At 67.6% G+C, this 15426-nt stretch carries 15 protein-coding genes and 3 tRNA genes; 11 read left to right on the top strand and 7 right to left on the bottom strand.

Annotated features, from left to right (window positions below; genetic code table 11):
* Positions 1-12: 12 nt before the first annotated feature.
* Positions 13-906, top strand: a complete 894-nt coding sequence (locus BM060_RS02025; RefSeq protein ID WP_009623402.1) for an ATP-binding protein — start codon at positions 13-15, stop codon at positions 904-906.
* Positions 903-1385, top strand: coding sequence for a free L-methionine (R)-S-oxide reductase MsrC (msrC, locus tag BM060_RS02020; RefSeq protein WP_009623401.1), 483 nt, complete (start codon positions 903-905; stop codon positions 1383-1385). The genes BM060_RS02025 and msrC overlap by 4 nt, the downstream gene beginning before the upstream one ends.
* Before the next feature lie 495 nt (positions 1386-1880).
* Here the strand turns inward: msrC and BM060_RS02015 are convergent, their stop codons facing one another.
* Together BM060_RS02015 and BM060_RS02010 are read right to left on the bottom strand one after the other, a co-directional pair.
* Positions 1881-2558, bottom strand: coding sequence for a glutathione S-transferase family protein (locus BM060_RS02015; RefSeq protein WP_074976891.1), 678 nt, complete (start codon positions 2556-2558; stop codon positions 1881-1883).
* Positions 2559-2568: 10 nt separating this feature from the next.
* Positions 2569-3336 carry a hypothetical protein gene (locus BM060_RS02010; RefSeq protein WP_074976889.1) on the bottom strand — a complete coding sequence of 256 codons (768 nt, stop codon included), beginning with the start codon at positions 3334-3336 and terminating at the stop codon, positions 2569-2571.
* A gap of 217 nt (positions 3337-3553) precedes the next feature.
* Here BM060_RS02010 and BM060_RS02005 point away from each other — a divergent pair.
* From BM060_RS02005 to BM060_RS01995, 3 genes are all read left to right on the top strand, one after another.
* A tRNA-Glu gene (locus BM060_RS02005) sits at positions 3554-3629 on the top strand.
* 2 nt (positions 3630-3631) lie between these two features.
* Positions 3632-3707, top strand: a tRNA-Gly gene (locus tag BM060_RS02000).
* Between the two features lie 85 nt (positions 3708-3792).
* Positions 3793-3868 (top strand) — tRNA-Gly (locus tag BM060_RS01995).
* A 42-nt stretch (positions 3869-3910) separates the two neighbouring features.
* On the opposite strand, the gene BM060_RS01990 is transcribed toward BM060_RS01995, so the two are convergent.
* On the bottom strand, positions 3911-4507 hold the full coding sequence (locus tag BM060_RS01990; RefSeq protein WP_135499915.1) for a hypothetical protein: 597 nt from the start codon (positions 4505-4507) through the stop codon (positions 3911-3913).
* Between the two features lie 290 nt (positions 4508-4797).
* Between BM060_RS01990 and BM060_RS01985 the strand changes: the two genes are divergently transcribed.
* Positions 4798-6159, top strand: coding sequence for an OmpA family protein (locus BM060_RS01985; RefSeq protein WP_074976884.1), 1362 nt, complete (start codon positions 4798-4800; stop codon positions 6157-6159).
* Between the two features lie 27 nt (positions 6160-6186).
* Here BM060_RS01985 and ocd read toward each other — a convergent pair whose 3' ends face one another.
* Positions 6187-7233 carry an ornithine cyclodeaminase gene (gene ocd / locus BM060_RS01980; RefSeq protein ID WP_074976882.1) on the bottom strand — a complete coding sequence of 349 codons (1047 nt, stop codon included), beginning with the start codon at positions 7231-7233 and terminating at the stop codon, positions 6187-6189.
* A 137-nt stretch (positions 7234-7370) separates the two neighbouring features.
* On the opposite strand from ocd, the gene BM060_RS01975 reads away from it, so the two are divergent.
* Positions 7371-7865 carry an Lrp/AsnC family transcriptional regulator gene (locus BM060_RS01975; RefSeq protein WP_061561177.1) on the top strand — a complete coding sequence of 165 codons (495 nt, stop codon included), beginning with the start codon at positions 7371-7373 and terminating at the stop codon, positions 7863-7865.
* Between the two features lie 482 nt (positions 7866-8347).
* On the opposite strand, the gene BM060_RS01970 is transcribed toward BM060_RS01975, so the two are convergent.
* From BM060_RS01970 to BM060_RS01960, 3 genes are all read right to left on the bottom strand, one after another.
* Positions 8348-8758: a PA2817 family protein gene (locus BM060_RS01970; RefSeq protein ID WP_074976880.1), complete on the bottom strand. Its 411-nt coding sequence runs from the start codon at positions 8756-8758 to the stop codon at positions 8348-8350.
* 78 nt (positions 8759-8836) lie between these two features.
* Positions 8837-9253, bottom strand: coding sequence for a PA2816 family glutamine-rich protein (locus BM060_RS01965; protein ID WP_074976877.1), 417 nt, complete (start codon positions 9251-9253; stop codon positions 8837-8839).
* A 143-nt stretch (positions 9254-9396) separates the two neighbouring features.
* A complete protein-coding gene (locus tag BM060_RS01960; RefSeq protein ID WP_074976875.1) occupies positions 9397-11835 on the bottom strand; it encodes an acyl-CoA dehydrogenase in 2439 nt (812 codons plus the stop codon).
* Positions 11836-11981: 146 nt separating this feature from the next.
* Here BM060_RS01960 and BM060_RS01955 point away from each other — a divergent pair, with 146 nt between their 5' ends.
* The 4 genes from BM060_RS01955 (at position 11982) to BM060_RS01940 (ending at position 15188) form a co-directional block, all read left to right on the top strand.
* On the top strand, positions 11982-12653 hold the full coding sequence (locus BM060_RS01955) for a transglutaminase-like domain-containing protein (protein ID WP_074976873.1): 672 nt from the start codon (positions 11982-11984) through the stop codon (positions 12651-12653).
* Positions 12654-12768: 115 nt separating this feature from the next.
* Entirely contained in the window at positions 12769-13389 is a 621-nt protein-coding gene (locus tag BM060_RS01950) for a glutathione S-transferase family protein (RefSeq protein WP_074976872.1), read from the top strand.
* 93 nt (positions 13390-13482) lie between these two features.
* Positions 13483-14415, top strand: coding sequence for an ABC transporter ATP-binding protein (locus BM060_RS01945; protein WP_074976870.1), 933 nt, complete (start codon positions 13483-13485; stop codon positions 14413-14415).
* Positions 14412-15188: an ABC transporter permease gene (locus tag BM060_RS01940; RefSeq protein ID WP_074976868.1), complete on the top strand. Its 777-nt coding sequence runs from the start codon at positions 14412-14414 to the stop codon at positions 15186-15188. Before BM060_RS01945 ends, BM060_RS01940 begins: the two co-directional genes overlap by 4 nt.
* Positions 15189-15426: the final 238 nt, after the last annotated feature.

Raw genomic sequence — 15426 nt, 5'->3', positions numbered from 1 at the left:
TGGGAGAAAGCCGTGGATTCCCGTCTGAATGATTTCCTGGCCCGCGCCGAAAGCGTGCTGGCCCGGCTGGAGCCGTTGCTCCCGGCGCTGCGCGAGCCCATCGACTGGCAGCGCTGCCTGGCCGCCCGCTGGCACCGCGATGGCCGCAGCGGCTACCTGCAGGCGCTGCAGGTGAGCCTCGACCTGCGCCTGGACGACCTGCTCGGCGTCGACAAGCAGCGCGAACAACTGGCCCGCAACACCCGCCAGTTCGTCGCCGGCAGGCCGGCCAACCACGCCTTGCTGTGGGGCGCTCGCGGCACCGGCAAGTCCTCGCTGGTGCGCGCGCTGCTGGCCGAGCTGGCCGGCGACGGCCTGCGCCTGATCGAGATCGAGCGCGACCACCTGGCCGACCTGCCGCGGGTGGTGGAGCAGTTGCACGGCCTGCCGCAGCGCTTCGTGCTGTTCTGCGACGACCTCTCGTTCGACGCCGGCGAGGGCGACTACCGGGTGCTCAAGAGCGTGCTCGACGGCTCGCTGGAGCAGGCTCCGGACAACGTCCTGCTGTACGCCACCTCGAACCGCCGCCACCTGGTCTCGGAGAAGCAGAGCGACAACGAGAACTGGAAGATGGTCGACGGCGAGCTGCACCCCAGCGAGGCGGTGGAGGACAAGATCGCCCTGTCCGACCGTTTCGGCCTGTGGCTGTCGTTCTACCCCTTCACCCAGGAGCACTTCCTGGACGTGGTGCGGCACTGGGTGGAAGTGCTGGCCGGCCGTTCGGGGCTGGCCTTCACCTGGGACGAGCCGCTGGAGAAGGAAGCCATCCGCTGGGCCCTCGGCCGCGGCAACCGCAACGGCCGCTGCGCCTATCAATTCGCCCGCCAGTGGGTGGGCCGTCAATTGCTCGAAGGAGAAGAACCATGATCGACCTGCAACAGACCGGCGCCGGGCTGGGTGGCTACGCGCTGCTGGCGGCGCAGGCCGAAGCGCTGTTCGCCGACGAGCGCGACTTCATCGCCAACGCCTCGCAGTTCGCCGCCTTGCTGTTCCACGAACTGGGCGACCTGAACTGGGCCGGTTTCTACCTGAACAAGGACGAGGAACTGGTGCTGGGCCCGTTCCAGGGCAAGGTGGCCTGCGTGCGTATTCCCTTCGCCAAGGGTGTGTGCGGCGCCGCGGCGCGCACCCGCCAGACGCAGCGGGTGGAAGACGTGCACGCCTTCCCCGGGCACATCGCCTGCGACAGTGCCTCCAACAGCGAGCTGGTGGTGCCGCTGGTCAAGGACGGCCGGCTGATCGGCGTGCTCGATCTGGACAGCCCGAGCATCGGCCGCTTCAGCGCCGAGGACCAGGCCGGCATCGAGCGCCTGGCCGAGATCTTCCTGCGCCTGACCGATTGCTGAGGCACGAATTGTAGGAGCGGGCCCTGCCCGCGAAATCGCGCGCAGGGCGCGCTCCTACAGGGGAATGACGTCGGTGCTCGGGCTTTCCCCTCACCCCAGCCCTCTCCCGGAGGGAGAGGGGGCTAATCCGTGCCGAGAGGAGACCTGGTTTCAGCCGGCGATCCCTGTGCTAGCCGGCTAACGCCGAAACACCAACGCACTCCGAACGGTCCCCTCTCCCTCTGGGAGAGGGTTAGGGTAAGGGGGCCGCAGGCCTGCTCGCTCGATTCCGTGCCCCTATGCGTTCCGTGAGGCACGGCGTTTCCCCGCACCTGTAGTAGCGGGCCCTGCCCGCGAAATCGCGCGCAGGGCGCGCTCCTACAAGGGAATGGCGCGGGTGGGGCGGCGTAGGAGCGGATCTCATCCGCGAACCGCGCCGATACCTCCGGCTATCGCGGACAAGGTCCACTCCTACGGGGGATGTACGCCGTGCTCCGACCGACGGCGTCTTTCTATTCAGGCCGGCGCCTGGGCGATGCGTGTGCGAATCTTCTCGACGACCCGCTGTTCACCCTCGAGAACCGCTTGCAGGGCAGGGCGCTGCAGCATGCGCTGGAAGTGCGCGGCCAGACGCGGCCAGCGCCCGGCATCCAATACTTCCCCGCCGTGGCGCATGTTCACCAGTTGGCTGGCCACGGCGATGTCCGCCAGGCTGAAGCGGTCGTCGACGAAATACTCGGCTCCGCCCAGGCAGCCTTCCAGGTAGTCGAAGTGCGGCGGCAGTTTCTCCTGCAGCGCGGCCTCTACCGCCGCCTCGTCGCACGGCTTGCCCAGCAGCGGCTTGAGCAGGCGGTTGCGGAACACGGTGAAGGTGGCCAGGGGCGCCACTTCGTAGTCGGCGTATTTTTCCAGCCAGTTGATCCGCGCGCGGGCCAGGGCGTTACCGCCGCACAGGGGCGTGGCCTGGGGATCGCGGTCGTCCAGGTAGTGGCAGATGACGCTGGAGTCGGCCAGGGTGACGTCGCCGTCGCGCAGGGCGGGGATGCGTCGCAGCGGGTTGAGGTCGGCGTACCAGTCCGGCTGGTTGAACGGGTCGACGTTCTCCAGCTGGTAGTCCAGGCCCTTCTCCGCCAGGCACAGGCGGGCCTTGCGGACGAAGGGGGATAGGGCGGCGCCGTAGAGGGTCAGGCTCATGCGGGTCTCCTCAGTCGTAGAGATTCTTCTTCTTCCAGATGTCGTCTTCGTCCAGCGCCTTCAGGCCTTCGGTCAGCTCGGTGTTTTCCTCGGCGGAGGGCTTGCTGCTTTCCAGGACCAGGGCGTTGGCGCGTTCGAGCTGTTGTTCCAGTTGCTTCAACTGGGCCTGGTAGCGGCCGAGGTCGGCCTGCTTCTGCAGGTACTGCACGCCGCGCTCGAAGGCCAGGCGGGCCTGGCGGGGCTGGTTCTGCTGCAGCGCCTGCTGGCCGATGTTGGTGAAGAACTCTATATGCAGCTGGGTGAGCAGGTGGCGGATTTCCTTCAGCCAGCGCTGGGCGTCGTTGCGCGGCAGCAGGCCATCCTGGGCGAAGCGGTTGATCTGGGCGTGCAGGCCCTCGAAAAGGAAGCGGACTTCCTTGGCCTTGGCTTCGGTGAGGATCAACTGCGGGGCGTTGCGCACTTCCATGGCGCTGCCCTGGCTTACCAGGCGGTTGAGTTCGGCGACGCGCTCGGCGACCTGGGGCGTTTTTTCCAGCTTGAGCAGGCGCTCGCCCAGGCTGAGTTCGAAACGGCTGAGCAGCAGCTTGAGGTCCGCGGAGATGAACTGACCGGGCAGGCTCTCGGCGATGGCGCCGCAGCGGCGGAAGCGATCCTGCAGGTCGGCCTTCTCCCGGGCCTTCTCCAGCTTGCGGTTTTCCAACTGCTGGTTGATGAAGACGATGGCGATCAGAATGACGATGCCGGCGACGACCAGGGCGGTGATGACGAGTGGCGACACCTTGGAAACTCCCTGAAGGATTTTTCCCGAGTGTAATGGCTCGCTGACACCGGTCATAGCGGCGGCGCAAAATTTGACCAGAAGTCTTTGATTTAAAAAATTTTTTCCGGAAGGGTTGACGCCCCTCCAAAGGCTCCATAGAATGCGCGCCACTTCGACGCGAAAGCCGAAAGGCAGAGCGAAGAAGCCGGAAAGAATGTTGTAAGTTCCGGGCCGCGTCCCCTTCGTCTAGTGGCCTAGGACACCGCCCTTTCACGGCGGTAACAGGGGTTCGAGTCCCCTAGGGGACGCCATTGCGGGAATAGCTCAGTTGGTAGAGCACGACCTTGCCAAGGTCGGGGTCGCGAGTTCGAGTCTCGTTTCCCGCTCCAGATTCTCGGTCATCGCCCCGGCGGTGAACGGAAAGCAAAATGGCGTTACCCTCCGGCCGAAAGCTGGAGGTTGCAACAAGTTGATGCGGGAATAGCTCAGTTGGTAGAGCACGACCTTGCCAAGGTCGGGGTCGCGAGTTCGAGTCTCGTTTCCCGCTCCAATCCGGATCGCCCCTCGCGGTGATCCACACAAAAAGGCTGCCTCAGGGCAGCCTTTTTGCGTTTCCGTCCCCTCGCTTATCCGCAGGCGCCGGCTCGCTGCCCCGCGTTTCTCGCTCCAGCGCCTGGCGCAGGCTGGGCATGGCCGGTTGCGCGAGGTCGTCCAGGCGCCAGGCTCCCCCACGCCTGACCAAGCGCAGCAGCACGCCGCGGCGCCACTGCTCGTGCACCAGGATCACCCTGGCCGTGGCCCGGCTCTCGCCGGCCAAGTTGACGTGCAGTTGCTCCAGCTCCAGGCCTGGCGAACGCCGGCAGACGCAGAGCGGGTCGTTCTCCAGCAGCCCCGCGCCTTCATTGCGGGCTGCGCGGTAGGCCTTCAGCGCCCGCGCCAGCGCAGGGCTCAGCCAGCGCCGGGCGCGCGCCTCGCCGATATCGCCGGAGAGCGCCCCGGGGCCTTCGTCGCCGTACAGCCGGCGCACGAAGCTTTCCACCTCGACCTTCGCCGTCCGCTGCCCGCCCTGGCTCTGGCCCTGGCTGCTGGGCGCCAGGCTCGCCAGCAGCACCAGCAGCAGGGCGAGGATGCTGCCCGAGCGCAGCCGCAGCCCTCCATGGCTGGTGGTCATCGGTGGGAGGTGCGGCATGGGGAGGTCCTGCGATAGCGCCTTGGCGAAGTGTTCCGGCCAGCTTGGCAAGGCTTGCCCGGCCGGTGGAATAAGGCGCAGGCGCGGGCGCCGGTGAGACGTTTCCTCGCCCCCCGGCAATGCCGGCGCCGGGCAGCGAATTCGGATTGCCCTTATTTGGTCCGCCGGAGGGATTTGCTCTGATAGCGCCGGCTTCCCCGGCGCGCATCGGCGCCTGGGCAGCATTGCAGGGACCGTGTGGCCGCAATGCCTGGCACGGGTCGATGGATATTCTCCGAGTAGTTCTTCATATGTATGACGATTTCATTGGGCGGCTTCTGGAGACGCTCGTCCGCCGCTTCGGCCTGGCGCCGGAAAACGCCGGAAAGCTCCTGGGCCTGCTGGCCCACCTGGTGCTCGACGAGCAGCGCGGCGGCTGGGCCGGTTTCGTCCAGCACCTGCGCCGGCAGGGACTGGGCGCCTGGCTGCAGGGCGGCCCCCATGCGCAGGCGCCCGACCGCGCCCAGCTGGAGCAGGTGTTCGACGCCGGCACGCTGGGCCGCTTTGCCCGGCACCTGGGGCTGTCCGACGAGGGGCTGGAAGAGGCGGTCGCCGCCTGCCTGCCGGAGCTGCTGGCCGGACTCGACGCTGCCGGTGGCGCGGCGCAGGCCGGGGCCGAGGGGCTGACGGTGCTGATGGCCGACACCGCCGAATTGTTGCCGGCGCTGCGGCCGGAGGCGATCAGCGAGCCGGCTGGGCCGCGGCCGGGTGCGAAGCGGGGGCTGGCGCCCTGGCTGGGCGCGCTGCTGGTGCTGTCGTTGCTCACCATGGTGCTGTCGTTTCGCCATTGCTCGTCCACGCCCGTGGCCCAGGCGCGGGTGGCGGCAGCCGTGGAGGTGGTCCCGCAGCCCGAGGCCAGCCCGGTGGTGGAGGCGCCGCGCTTCATGCTCGAACTGCGCGAGGGCAAGGTCCGCATCAATGGCCAGCTCACCAGCATCGACGAGCGCGCGGCGCTGCTGGGGCGGCTGAAGGAGGTCTTCGGCGCGGAGCGCCTGCGGGGCGACATCCTGGTCAAGCGGCAAACCAGCCCCGCTGCCTGGCTCGACGGCCTGCTGGAGCTGCTGCCGGAACTGAAGGTCGAGGGGCTCAAGCTGGGCTTCAACGGCGAGCGCATCCGCATGGATTCCACCGCGCTGAGCCAGGGGCAGCGCATCGAGCTGTCGCAGAAATTGCGCGAGACCTTCGGCGGCTTCGAATTCCTGGGGCTGTGGAACCGCACCCTGGCCGCCCTCAACGGCCTGCCGCCGGGCTCCGGCGCTCGGCAACTGGCCGATGCCCTGACCCAGTTGGGGATTCGCTTCGACAACCGCTCGAGCACCATCAGCCGCGACAGCGACGAGGTGTTGGCCGAAGCCGCCGAAGCCATCCGCCAGGCGCCGCCGGGCACCCTCGTGGAAGTGGGCGGACACACCGACGACAGCGACGATTCGCAAAGCAGCCAGCAGGCCTCCCGCGTTCGGGCCGAGGCCGTGGTGGCGCGCCTGGTGGAACTGGGCGTGGCGCCCGACCGTCTGCAGGCCAAGGGCTACGGGCGCAGCCAGCCGCTCTTCAGCAACGCCACCGAGGCGGGCAGGGCGCGCAACCAGCGCATCGAGTTCAGCGTGCTGGAGTGAGCCAGCCCTTGCCCTGGCGCGCCAGGCTCAGCGCACAGCACGCAGCGCCTGGCCCTGGGGCTGCCGGACCAGGCCGAACAGGTCCTTCGGGTCCTGCGGCCGCGGCACCAGTTCGATGTCGCGGCCGATGCCGCGCTCGCGCGCCGCGTCGTGCAGCCAGCGCAGGGCGGAGAAGTCTTCCAGGGCGAAGCCCACCGAGTCGAATACGGTGATCTGCTCGGCGTTCTGCCGGCCCTCGGCGGCGCCGGCGAGGATGCGTTGGAACTCGATCACCGGGAAATCCGCCGGCATCTGCTGGATGTCGCCCTCGACGCGGGTCTGCGGTTCGAACTCGACTATCACCCGCGCGCGCTCCAGCACTTCGGCCTGCAGCTCGGTCTTGCCCGGGCAGTCGCCGCCCACGGCGTTGATGTGCATGCCCGGTTCGAGCATGTCGGCGCTGAGGATGATGGCGTTGGTCTTGTCGGCGGTGACCGTGGTGACGATGTCGGCGCCGCGCACCGCTTCACGCACCGAGCTGGCGACCACCAATTTCAGGCCGGGGAGACCGGCGAGGTTGCGCTGCAGCTTGGCGGTGGCCGCCGGGTCGATGTCGAACAGGCGGATTTCCTCGATACCCAGCAGCTCGTGGAAGGCGATGGCCTGGAACTCGCTCTGCGCGCCGTTGCCGATCAGCGCCATGCTTCGGGCATCGGGGCGGGCCAGGCAGCCGGCGAACAGCGCCGAGGTGGCGGCGGTGCGCACGGCGGTGGTCAGCGTCAGTTCGCCGAGCAGCAGCGGGTAGCCGGTGTCCACCGTGGCCAGCACGCCGAAGGCCATTACCGTGGGCAGGTCGACGCGATGGTTCTTCGGGTGGCCGTTGACGTACTTGAAGGCATACAGCTTGCCGTCGTCGGCGGGCATCAGTTCGATCACGCCGAGGGCGGAGTGGTTGGCGACGCGGGCGCACTTGGTGAATTCATCCCAGCGTCGGTAGTCGGCCTCGATGTAGCCGGCCATCGCGCGGATCGCCGCGCCCGGGCCGATTTCGCCGAGCAGTCGGCCAACGTCCTGCACATCCAGATAACGGGTCATGCTGCCATCCTCCTGAGTGGGAGCGCCGCGCGTTCATCGGGCGCCTGGGGTCAGTCTATGCCGCTGGCCGGGAATAACTGTGCTTTCTGACTGCATGGGCTAGGCTTCTGCGCAAAGACAGACTCAGGGTAAGAGGAATGAAGAAAAGAAATTCCAGCGTGGCCGATCTGGATGCCACCGACCTGGCGATGCTGCGCCTGTTGCAGGACGACGCCAGCCTGTCCAACGCCGAACTGAGCGAGCGCCTGGCGCTGAGCGTCACGCCCTGCTGGCGGCGGCGCAAGCGCCTGGAGGAGGAGGGCTACATCCGCGACTACCAGGCCAACCTCGACCGCCGGCGCCTGGGCCTGGACATCCTGGCCTTCGTCCACGTGCGCTTCGCCGCCCACTCCGACGACGCCTCGGACCGCTTCGAGGCGACCGTGCGCGACCTGCCGGAGGTGTTGGCCTGCCACAAGATCACCGGCGATGCGGACTTCCTTCTGCAGGTGCTGGAGAAGGACCTGGACGCTTATGCGGAATTCGTCGAGAAGGTGCTGCGCAAACAGCCGGGCATCGCGTCGATCCAGTCGACCCTGGCGCTGCGGGAGATCAAGGATTGCCACCGGATACGGGTGCCGGAGGAGGGGTGACTGTCTTGCGGGGCTTTTCGTAGGATCGAGGGGGCGCCCTCTCCCCAACCCTCTCCCTGAAGGGAGAGGGGGCTGTCCCGAGCCGACTGAAAACGCCGCATGATCCTGAAACCACGGTTGCCCCTGTAGGAGCGAGCTTGCTCGCGAACAGACTCCGCTGCGGGGGCTCATTCGCGAGCAAGCTCGCTCCTACGAAGAGCACCTCGGCGCGGTCTGTAAGACAGTCGCTAGGGCCAGCGCAAGCGCTGTACGCGGGAATGACGAGGTGTGAGGACGACGCTTGAGTTCAACGCCGCATGATCCTGAAACCACGGTTGCCCCTGTAGGAGCGAGCACCTCGGCGCGGCCTGTAAGACAGTTGCTCGGACCAGCGCAAGCGCTGTCCGCGGGAATGACGAGGTGTGAGGACGACGCTTGAGTTCAACGCCGCTCAGGACAGCCCCCTCTCCCGCTTGCGGGAGAGGGCTGGGGTGAGGGTGCTCTTAATGCTTCGGCGCATCTCCCGGCAACGCCAGCAAAGCCTTTTCCTTGTTCCAGTCGAAGGGCTCGCCGTTTTCCTCGGCGGCGAAGCGGCGTTCGTCCAGTTGCTGGTACAGGTCGATCTCTTCGTCGGGCATGAAGTGCAGGCAGTCGCCGCCGAAGAACCACAGCAGGTCGCGCGGCACCAGGTGGGCGATCTGCGGGTAGCGGTGGAAGGTCTGGGAAATCAGGTCCTGGCCCAGGTACTGGGCGCCCACCGGGTCGCGCGGCAGTTCCTGCAGCAGTTCGTCGAAGCGTTCGAGGAACAGGCCGTGGTTCTCCTCCGGGACCTGCTCGGCTTCGCCCAGGGCGCCGAGGATCATGCGCAGGTGCTGCAGCAGGGCGAGGTGGTGGTCAAGGTAGGCGCTGGCCATGGTGGGCTCCTCTGCGGAAACGGCTGAAACGGGGGCGGAGTATATAGGGGTTTCACCGGCCCCGCCGCGCTGCGCCATTCAACGGAGCGGCCGCGACTGCGTCTGCCGGCGCTGGTTGTCGATCATCCGCCGCTGCATGTCGAGCTGCTGCTGTTGCTGCTGCAGGCGGAACTGCTGCAGGTCGGTGCGCTGGCGCTCGATGGTCTGGTCCTGCAGGCGCTGTTGCTGGCGCTGGCGGTCCAGGGACTGCTGCTGGTCCTTGAGCTGTTGCTGCTTGAGCTGCAGGCGCTGGTCCTCGTATTGCAGGCGCTGGTCCTGCTGCTGCGCGCGGCGCTGTTCGGCCTGGCGCTGCAGGTTGTCGATCTGCTGCTGTTGCGGGTCCAGGTCGACCAGCGGCGCCGGTGGTGGGCTGTTGCGGCTCGGGTAGAGCCAGGAGTCGGCCTGGGCCGTGGTCGCCAGGGCCAGGCCGACGAGAAGGATGGGCAGGATGCGCATGGGCGTTCTCCCGGTTGCCTTTGCCTGCCAGTGTGCACCCATCCGCCGGCACTGGCAGCCCCCGGGGCGAAAACGCCAAGGGCGCCGTGTCGGCGCCCTTGGCGTACTGCTCCCTTCATGGGGTAGGGAAGGGTTCTGGGTGGTCAGACCTTGCCGGGCTGGCCGAGTTCCTCCTTGGCGAAGTCGTCGACGTCGATCACCTGGCGCCGGGCCTTTTCCGCAGCGTGCAGCTGCTGGCCCTGGTCCTCGTCCAGCACCCGCGCGGCCACCGCGGCGTCGATCGGCGACTGGCCGGGCGCCGGACGCACCTTGCCTTCCTTGAGCGCCTTGTGCAGCTGTTTCTGCAAGGGCGCGACTTCGCGCAGGGCGGTGAGGGCGCGCTCCAGGTCGGCCAGCGGGTCGTCTTGCGCTGTGGGCAGGAAGGCGCCGTAGAGGATCGCCTGCAGCGCCGGGTCGTCCAGCGGGCGGCCGAGGATGCCGGCGATCTCCGCGTCCAGCGCGTCGCTCGGGCCCTTGTGGCGGCGGCCCAGGGGGAACACCAGGAGCTTGAGCAGGCAGCCGACGCAGCGGTTGGGGAAGTTCTCCAGCAGGGCGGCCAGGGCCTCTTCGGTCTTCGCCAGGTTTTCTTCCAGGGCCCAGCGCAGCAGCGGTTGCAGGTACTCGGCGTGGTTCAGGTCGTGGTAGCGCTTGAGCGCCGCCGAGGCCAGGTAGAGGTGGCTCAGGGCATCGCCCAGGCGCGCCGAGAGGCGTTCCTTGCGCTTCAGTTCGCCGCCCAGCAGCATCATGCTGAAGTCGGCGAGCATGGCGAAGCTGGCTGCCAGGCGGTTCACCGCGCGGAAGTAGGGGCGCGTCAGGCGGTCGCCGGGCACGTGGTCGAAGCGGCCGAAGCCCAGGCCCAGCAGCAGGCTGCTGGCGGCGTTGCTCACCGCGAAGCCGATGTGCCGCAGCAGCAGGCGGTCGAACTCGTGGGCGGCGTGGCCCTGGTCTTCCTGCTGGGCCAGGGCCATCTCCTTGAGCACGAAGGGATGGCAGCGGATGGCGCCCTGGCCGAAGATCATCAGGTTGCGCGAGAGGATGTTGGCGCCTTCCACGGTGATGAAGATCGGCGCCGTCTGCCAGGCGCGGCCCAGGTAGTTGCGCGGGCCGAGGATGATGCCCTTGCCGCCGTGGATGTCCATGGCGTGGCTGATGCATTCGCGGCCACGCTCGGTCAGGTGGTACTTGAGGATGGCCGAGAGCACCGAGGGCTTCTCGCCCAGGTCCACCGCGTGGGCGGTGAGGATGCGCGCGCAGTCCATCATCCAGGCGTTGCCGCCGATGCGCCCGAGGGCTTCCTGGATGCCCTCGAAGGCGCCGATGGGCACGTTGAACTGCTCGCGGATCTGCGCGTAGCGCCCGCTGCTGTAGCTGCAGCCCTTGGCCGCGCTGGTGCCCACCGCCGGCAGGGAGATGGAGCGGCCCACCGACAGGCAGTTCATCAGCATCATCCAGCCTTTGCCGATCATGGCCTGGCCGCCGATGATGCAGTCCAGCGGCAGGAACACGTCCTTGCCCGAGTTCGGCCCGTTCATGAAGGCCGCGCCCAGGGGCACGTGGCGCCGGCCGATCTCCACCCCGGGGGTGTCGGTGGGCACCAGGGCCAGGGTGATGCCCAGGTCTTCCTCGCCGCCCAGCAGGTGGTCCGGGTCGTGGCACTTGAAGGCCAGGCCGAGCAGGGTGGCCACCGGGCCCAGGGTGATGTAGCGCTTCTCCCAGGTCAGGCGCAGGCCGAGCACTTCCTCGCCCTGCCACTGGCCCTTGCAGACGATGCCGATGTCGGTCATGCCGCCAGCGTCGGAGCCGGCCTGCGGGCTGGTCAGGCCGAAGCAGGGGATTTCCTCGCCGCGCGCCAGGCCCGGCAGGTAGCGCTGGCGCTGCTCGTCGGTGCCGTAGTGCAGCAGCAGCTCGGCCGGGCCCAGGGAGTTGGGCACCATCACGGTGGAGGCCAGGTCGCCGCTGCGGCTGGCCAGCTTCATCACCACCTGGGAGTGGGCGAAGGCGGAGAAGCCCTTGCCGCCATACTCCCTGGGGATGATCAGGCCGAAGAAGCCCTGTTCCTTGATGAAGGCCCAGGCCTCGGGCGGCAGGTCCATGCGCCGGGAGATGTCCCAGTCGTCGACCATGGCGCAGAGTTGCTCGGTGGGGCCGTCGATGAAGGCCTGTTCCTCCTCGCTCAACTGCGGCGCCGGGGCGCCCAGCAGCTTACTCCAGTCCGGGCGGCCGCTGAACAGGTCGCCGTCCCACCACACGGTGCCGGCCTCGATGGCCTCGCGCTCGGTGTCGGACATCGGCGGCAGCACCTGCTTGAACCAGGCGTACAGCGGGCCGCTGAACAGCTTGCGGCGCAGATCGGGCAGGGCCAGGGCGGCGGCCACCGCCAGCCAGGGCAGCCAGAGCAGGATCATCCAGCCGTGGGCGCGGCTGAACAGGCCCATGAAGATGAGATAGACGGCGACTATCCCCAGCGCCGGAGCCGGCGCCACGCGCCGGTGGGCCAGCCAGGCGACGCCGAGCACGAGAACGATCAACCAGAGCAACAACATGCACTTTCCTCCATGACGAACGACGGGGCGATCCCTCACAGCTTAGCCGGGTGTTGGCGCCTTCCTCGGCGAGCTTGGCCGGATCGTCCTCCACGGCGTGCGGACGGGCTGTTTAGACTGGCCGGAACCGTGAAGGAGATTCCCCCATGCAGGCTTACCTCGAACCCGGCCGCTACCTGGATAGTGACCACCCCGCAGTGGTCGAGTTCGCCCAACGGCACCGTGGCGCCTCGCCGCAGCCGCGCGAGCAGGCGGTGGCGCTGTACTACGCGGTGCGCGACGGCATCCGCTACAACCCCTACGTGTTCAGCCTCGATGCGCAGACGCTCAAGGCCAGCCACGCGCTGCAGGCCGGGCAGTCCTACTGCGTGCCCAAGGCCGCGCTGCTGGCGGCCTGCGCCCGGCATTGCGGCATCCCCGCGCGCATCGGCCTGGCCGACGTGAAGAACCACCTGGCCAGCGGGCGCATGGTGGAGATGCTGCGCAGCGAGGTGTTCGCCATGCACGGCTACACCGAGCTGTTCCTCGACGGCCGCTGGGTCAAGGCCACGCCGGCCTTCAACCGCGAGCTGTGTGAGGCCTTCGGCGTGCTGCCGCTGGAGTTCGACGGGCGCGAGGACAGCGTCTTCCACGAATTCGACCAGGACGGCCGGCGGCACATGGAGTACCTGTGCGACCACGGCCGGTTCGCCGACGTCCCCGAAGACCTGTTCTTCGGCCATCTGCGCGCCTGCTACCCGCACCTGTTCGACGCCGGCGCCACGCCGCTGTCCGGCGACATGCAGGCCGAAGCGCCGAAGCATGAAGGCAATCGATAGTCATCATCAGTCCGCACGCCTTTCTTCTTGCCGCGCCGACCGGTAGGGTGCTCGCATTCACCGGTCGACCTGCCGCGGCCGCGCTCACCCGCCAAACAAGAAGAGGCTGCACGCCATGCTGAAAATCTGGGGCCGCAAGAATTCCTCCAACGTGCGCAAGGCGCTGTGGTGCGCCGAGGAGGCCGGGGTGGCCTACCAGCGCATCGACGCCGGCGGCGCCTTCGGCGTGGTGAACGAGCCGGCCTACCGCACGCTCAACCCCAATGGCGTGGTGCCGACCCTCGAGGACGGCGACTTCGTGCTCTGGGAATCCAACGCCATCGTCCGCTACCTGGCGGCGAAGTACGCGCCCGACAGCCTCTACCCGCAGGACCTGCAGCAGCGCGCCAGCTCCGAGAAGTGGATGGACTGGACCACCTCGACCTTCGCCGGGCCCTTCCGCACGGTGTTCTGGGGTACCCTGCGCACCCCGCCGGAGCAGCGCGACCAGGCCGCCATCGACGCCGGCATCGAGGTCTGCGTGACGGCCCTGGCGGTGCCCGAGCAGGCCCTGGCGCGCCAGCCATACTTGTCCGGCGAGCGCTTCGGCATGGGCGACATCCCCCTGGGCAGCTTCATCTATGCCTGGTTCGAGATGCCCATCCAGCGCCCGCCGATGCCGCACCTGGAAGCCTGGTACGCCCGCCTGCGCGAGCGCCCGGCCTACCGTGCGGCGGTGATGACCGCGCTGACCTGAGCCGACCGCGACGCCGGCGAAGGTTGCAATTGCCGGCGCCGGCCCTTATCTAGCTGTTCCATTTTCACGCGCCGCCCAGCCACGGGAAATTCCATGAGTTCCGCGCTTACCCTCCGTCAACTGACGAAAACCTACGGCAACGGTTTCCAGGCCCTCAAGGGCATCGATCTGGACGTCGCCGAGGGCGATTTCTTCGCCCTGCTCGGCCCCAACGGCGCCGGCAAGTCCACCACCATCGGCATCCTCTCGACCCTGGTGAACAAGACCAGCGGCACGGTCACGGTGTTCGGCCACGACCTCGACCGCGAGCCGCTGAAGGTCAAGCGCTGCCTGGGCGTGGTGCCCCAGGAGTTCAACTTCAACCAGTTCGAGAAGGTCTTCGACATCGTCGTGACCCAGGCCGGCTACTACGGCATTCCGGCGAAGATCGCCAAGGAGCGCGCCGAGAAGTACCTCAACCAGCTGGGCCTGTGGGACAAGCGCAACTCGGCCTCGCGCGAGCTCTCCGGCGGCATGAAGCGCCGGCTGATGATCGCCCGCGCGCTGATCCACGAGCCGCGCCTGCTGATCCTCGACGAACCCACCGCCGGGGTGGACATCGAGCTGCGCCGCTCGATGTGGAACTTCCTCACCGAACTGAACCAGCAGGGCATCAGCATCATCCTCACCACCCACTACCTGGAGGAGGCCGAGCAGCTCTGCCGCAATATCGCGATCATCGACCACGGCACCATCGTCGAGAACACCAGCATGCGCAAGCTGCTGACCCAGCTGCACGTGGAGACCTTCGTGCTCGACCTCAAGGGCGCCGTGGCCCAGCTCCCGCAACTGCCCGGCTACCCGGCGCGGCTGCTGGACGACCACACCCTGGAGGTGCAGGTGGACAAGGCGGCCGGCATCAACGGCCTGTTCGCCGCGCTCAACGGGCAGAGCATCGAGGTGCTGAGCCTGCGCAACAAGACCAACCGTCTGGAGGAGCTGTTCGTGTCGCTGGTCGAGAAGAACCTGTCGAAGGTGGCGGTATGAGCGAGCTGCGCGCCAACTGGGTGGCCCTGAGCACCATCGTCTATCGCGAAGTCCGCCGCTTCACCCGCATCTGGCCGCAGACCCTGCTGCCCCCGGCGATCACCATGGTTCTGTACTTCGTCATCTTCGGCAACCTGATCGGCCGGCAGATCGGCGGCATGGGCGGCTTCAGCTACATGCAGTACATAGTGCCGGGGCTGATCATGATGTCGGTGATCACCAACGCCTACGGCAACGTGGTGTCGAGCTTCTTCGGCAGCAAGTTCCAGCGCTCCATCGAGGAGCTGCTGGTGTCGCCGGTGTCGCCGCACACCATCCTCCTCGGCTACACCGTGGGCGGTGTGTTGCGCGGGCTGGCGGTGGGCGTCATCGTCACGGCGCTGTCGCTGTTCTTCACCAAGCTGCAGGTGCACCACCTGGGTATCACCGTGCTGGTGGTGGTGCTGACGGCCACCATCTTCTCCATGGGCGGCTTCGTCAACGCGGTGTACGCGCGCAACTTCGACGACATCTCGATCATCCCGACCTTCGTGCTGACGCCGCTGACCTACCTGGGCGGGGTGTTCTACTCCATCCACATGCTGCCGGAGTTCTGGCAGACGGTGTCGCTGGCCAACCCCATCCTGCACATGGTCAACGCCTTCCGCTACGGCATCCTCGGGGTGTCGGACATCCAGATCGGCACGGCGCTGATCTTCATGCTGGTGGCGACGGTGATCCTGTACTTCTTCTGCATCCGCCTGCTGGTGAGCGGGCGGGGGATGCGGCAGTAACGGCGCGGTTTTGCGCCTGAACGAAGGCCCTGGTTTCGCGAGGAACCGGGGCCTTCTGTTTTTGCGGCGGTTCGCGAGCAAGCTCGCTCCTACACAGAGCAGTTGGTTCGCGGGCAAGCTGTGCGGCTTTTCGTAGGAGCGAGCTTGCTCGCGAACCAATGGTTCAGGATGACGCCGAACCATCTGTGCGCGCCGAGCAGCCCTATCGCGGGCAGGGCCCGCTCCTACAGTTCGCGGT

The sequence above is a fragment of the Pseudomonas citronellolis genome, assembly GCF_900112375.1.
GTDB classification, from domain to species: domain Bacteria; phylum Pseudomonadota; class Gammaproteobacteria; order Pseudomonadales; family Pseudomonadaceae; genus Pseudomonas; species Pseudomonas citronellolis.
Note: the sequence above shows the minus strand (reverse complement) of the source record. Positions and strands in the feature narration are given on the sequence as shown.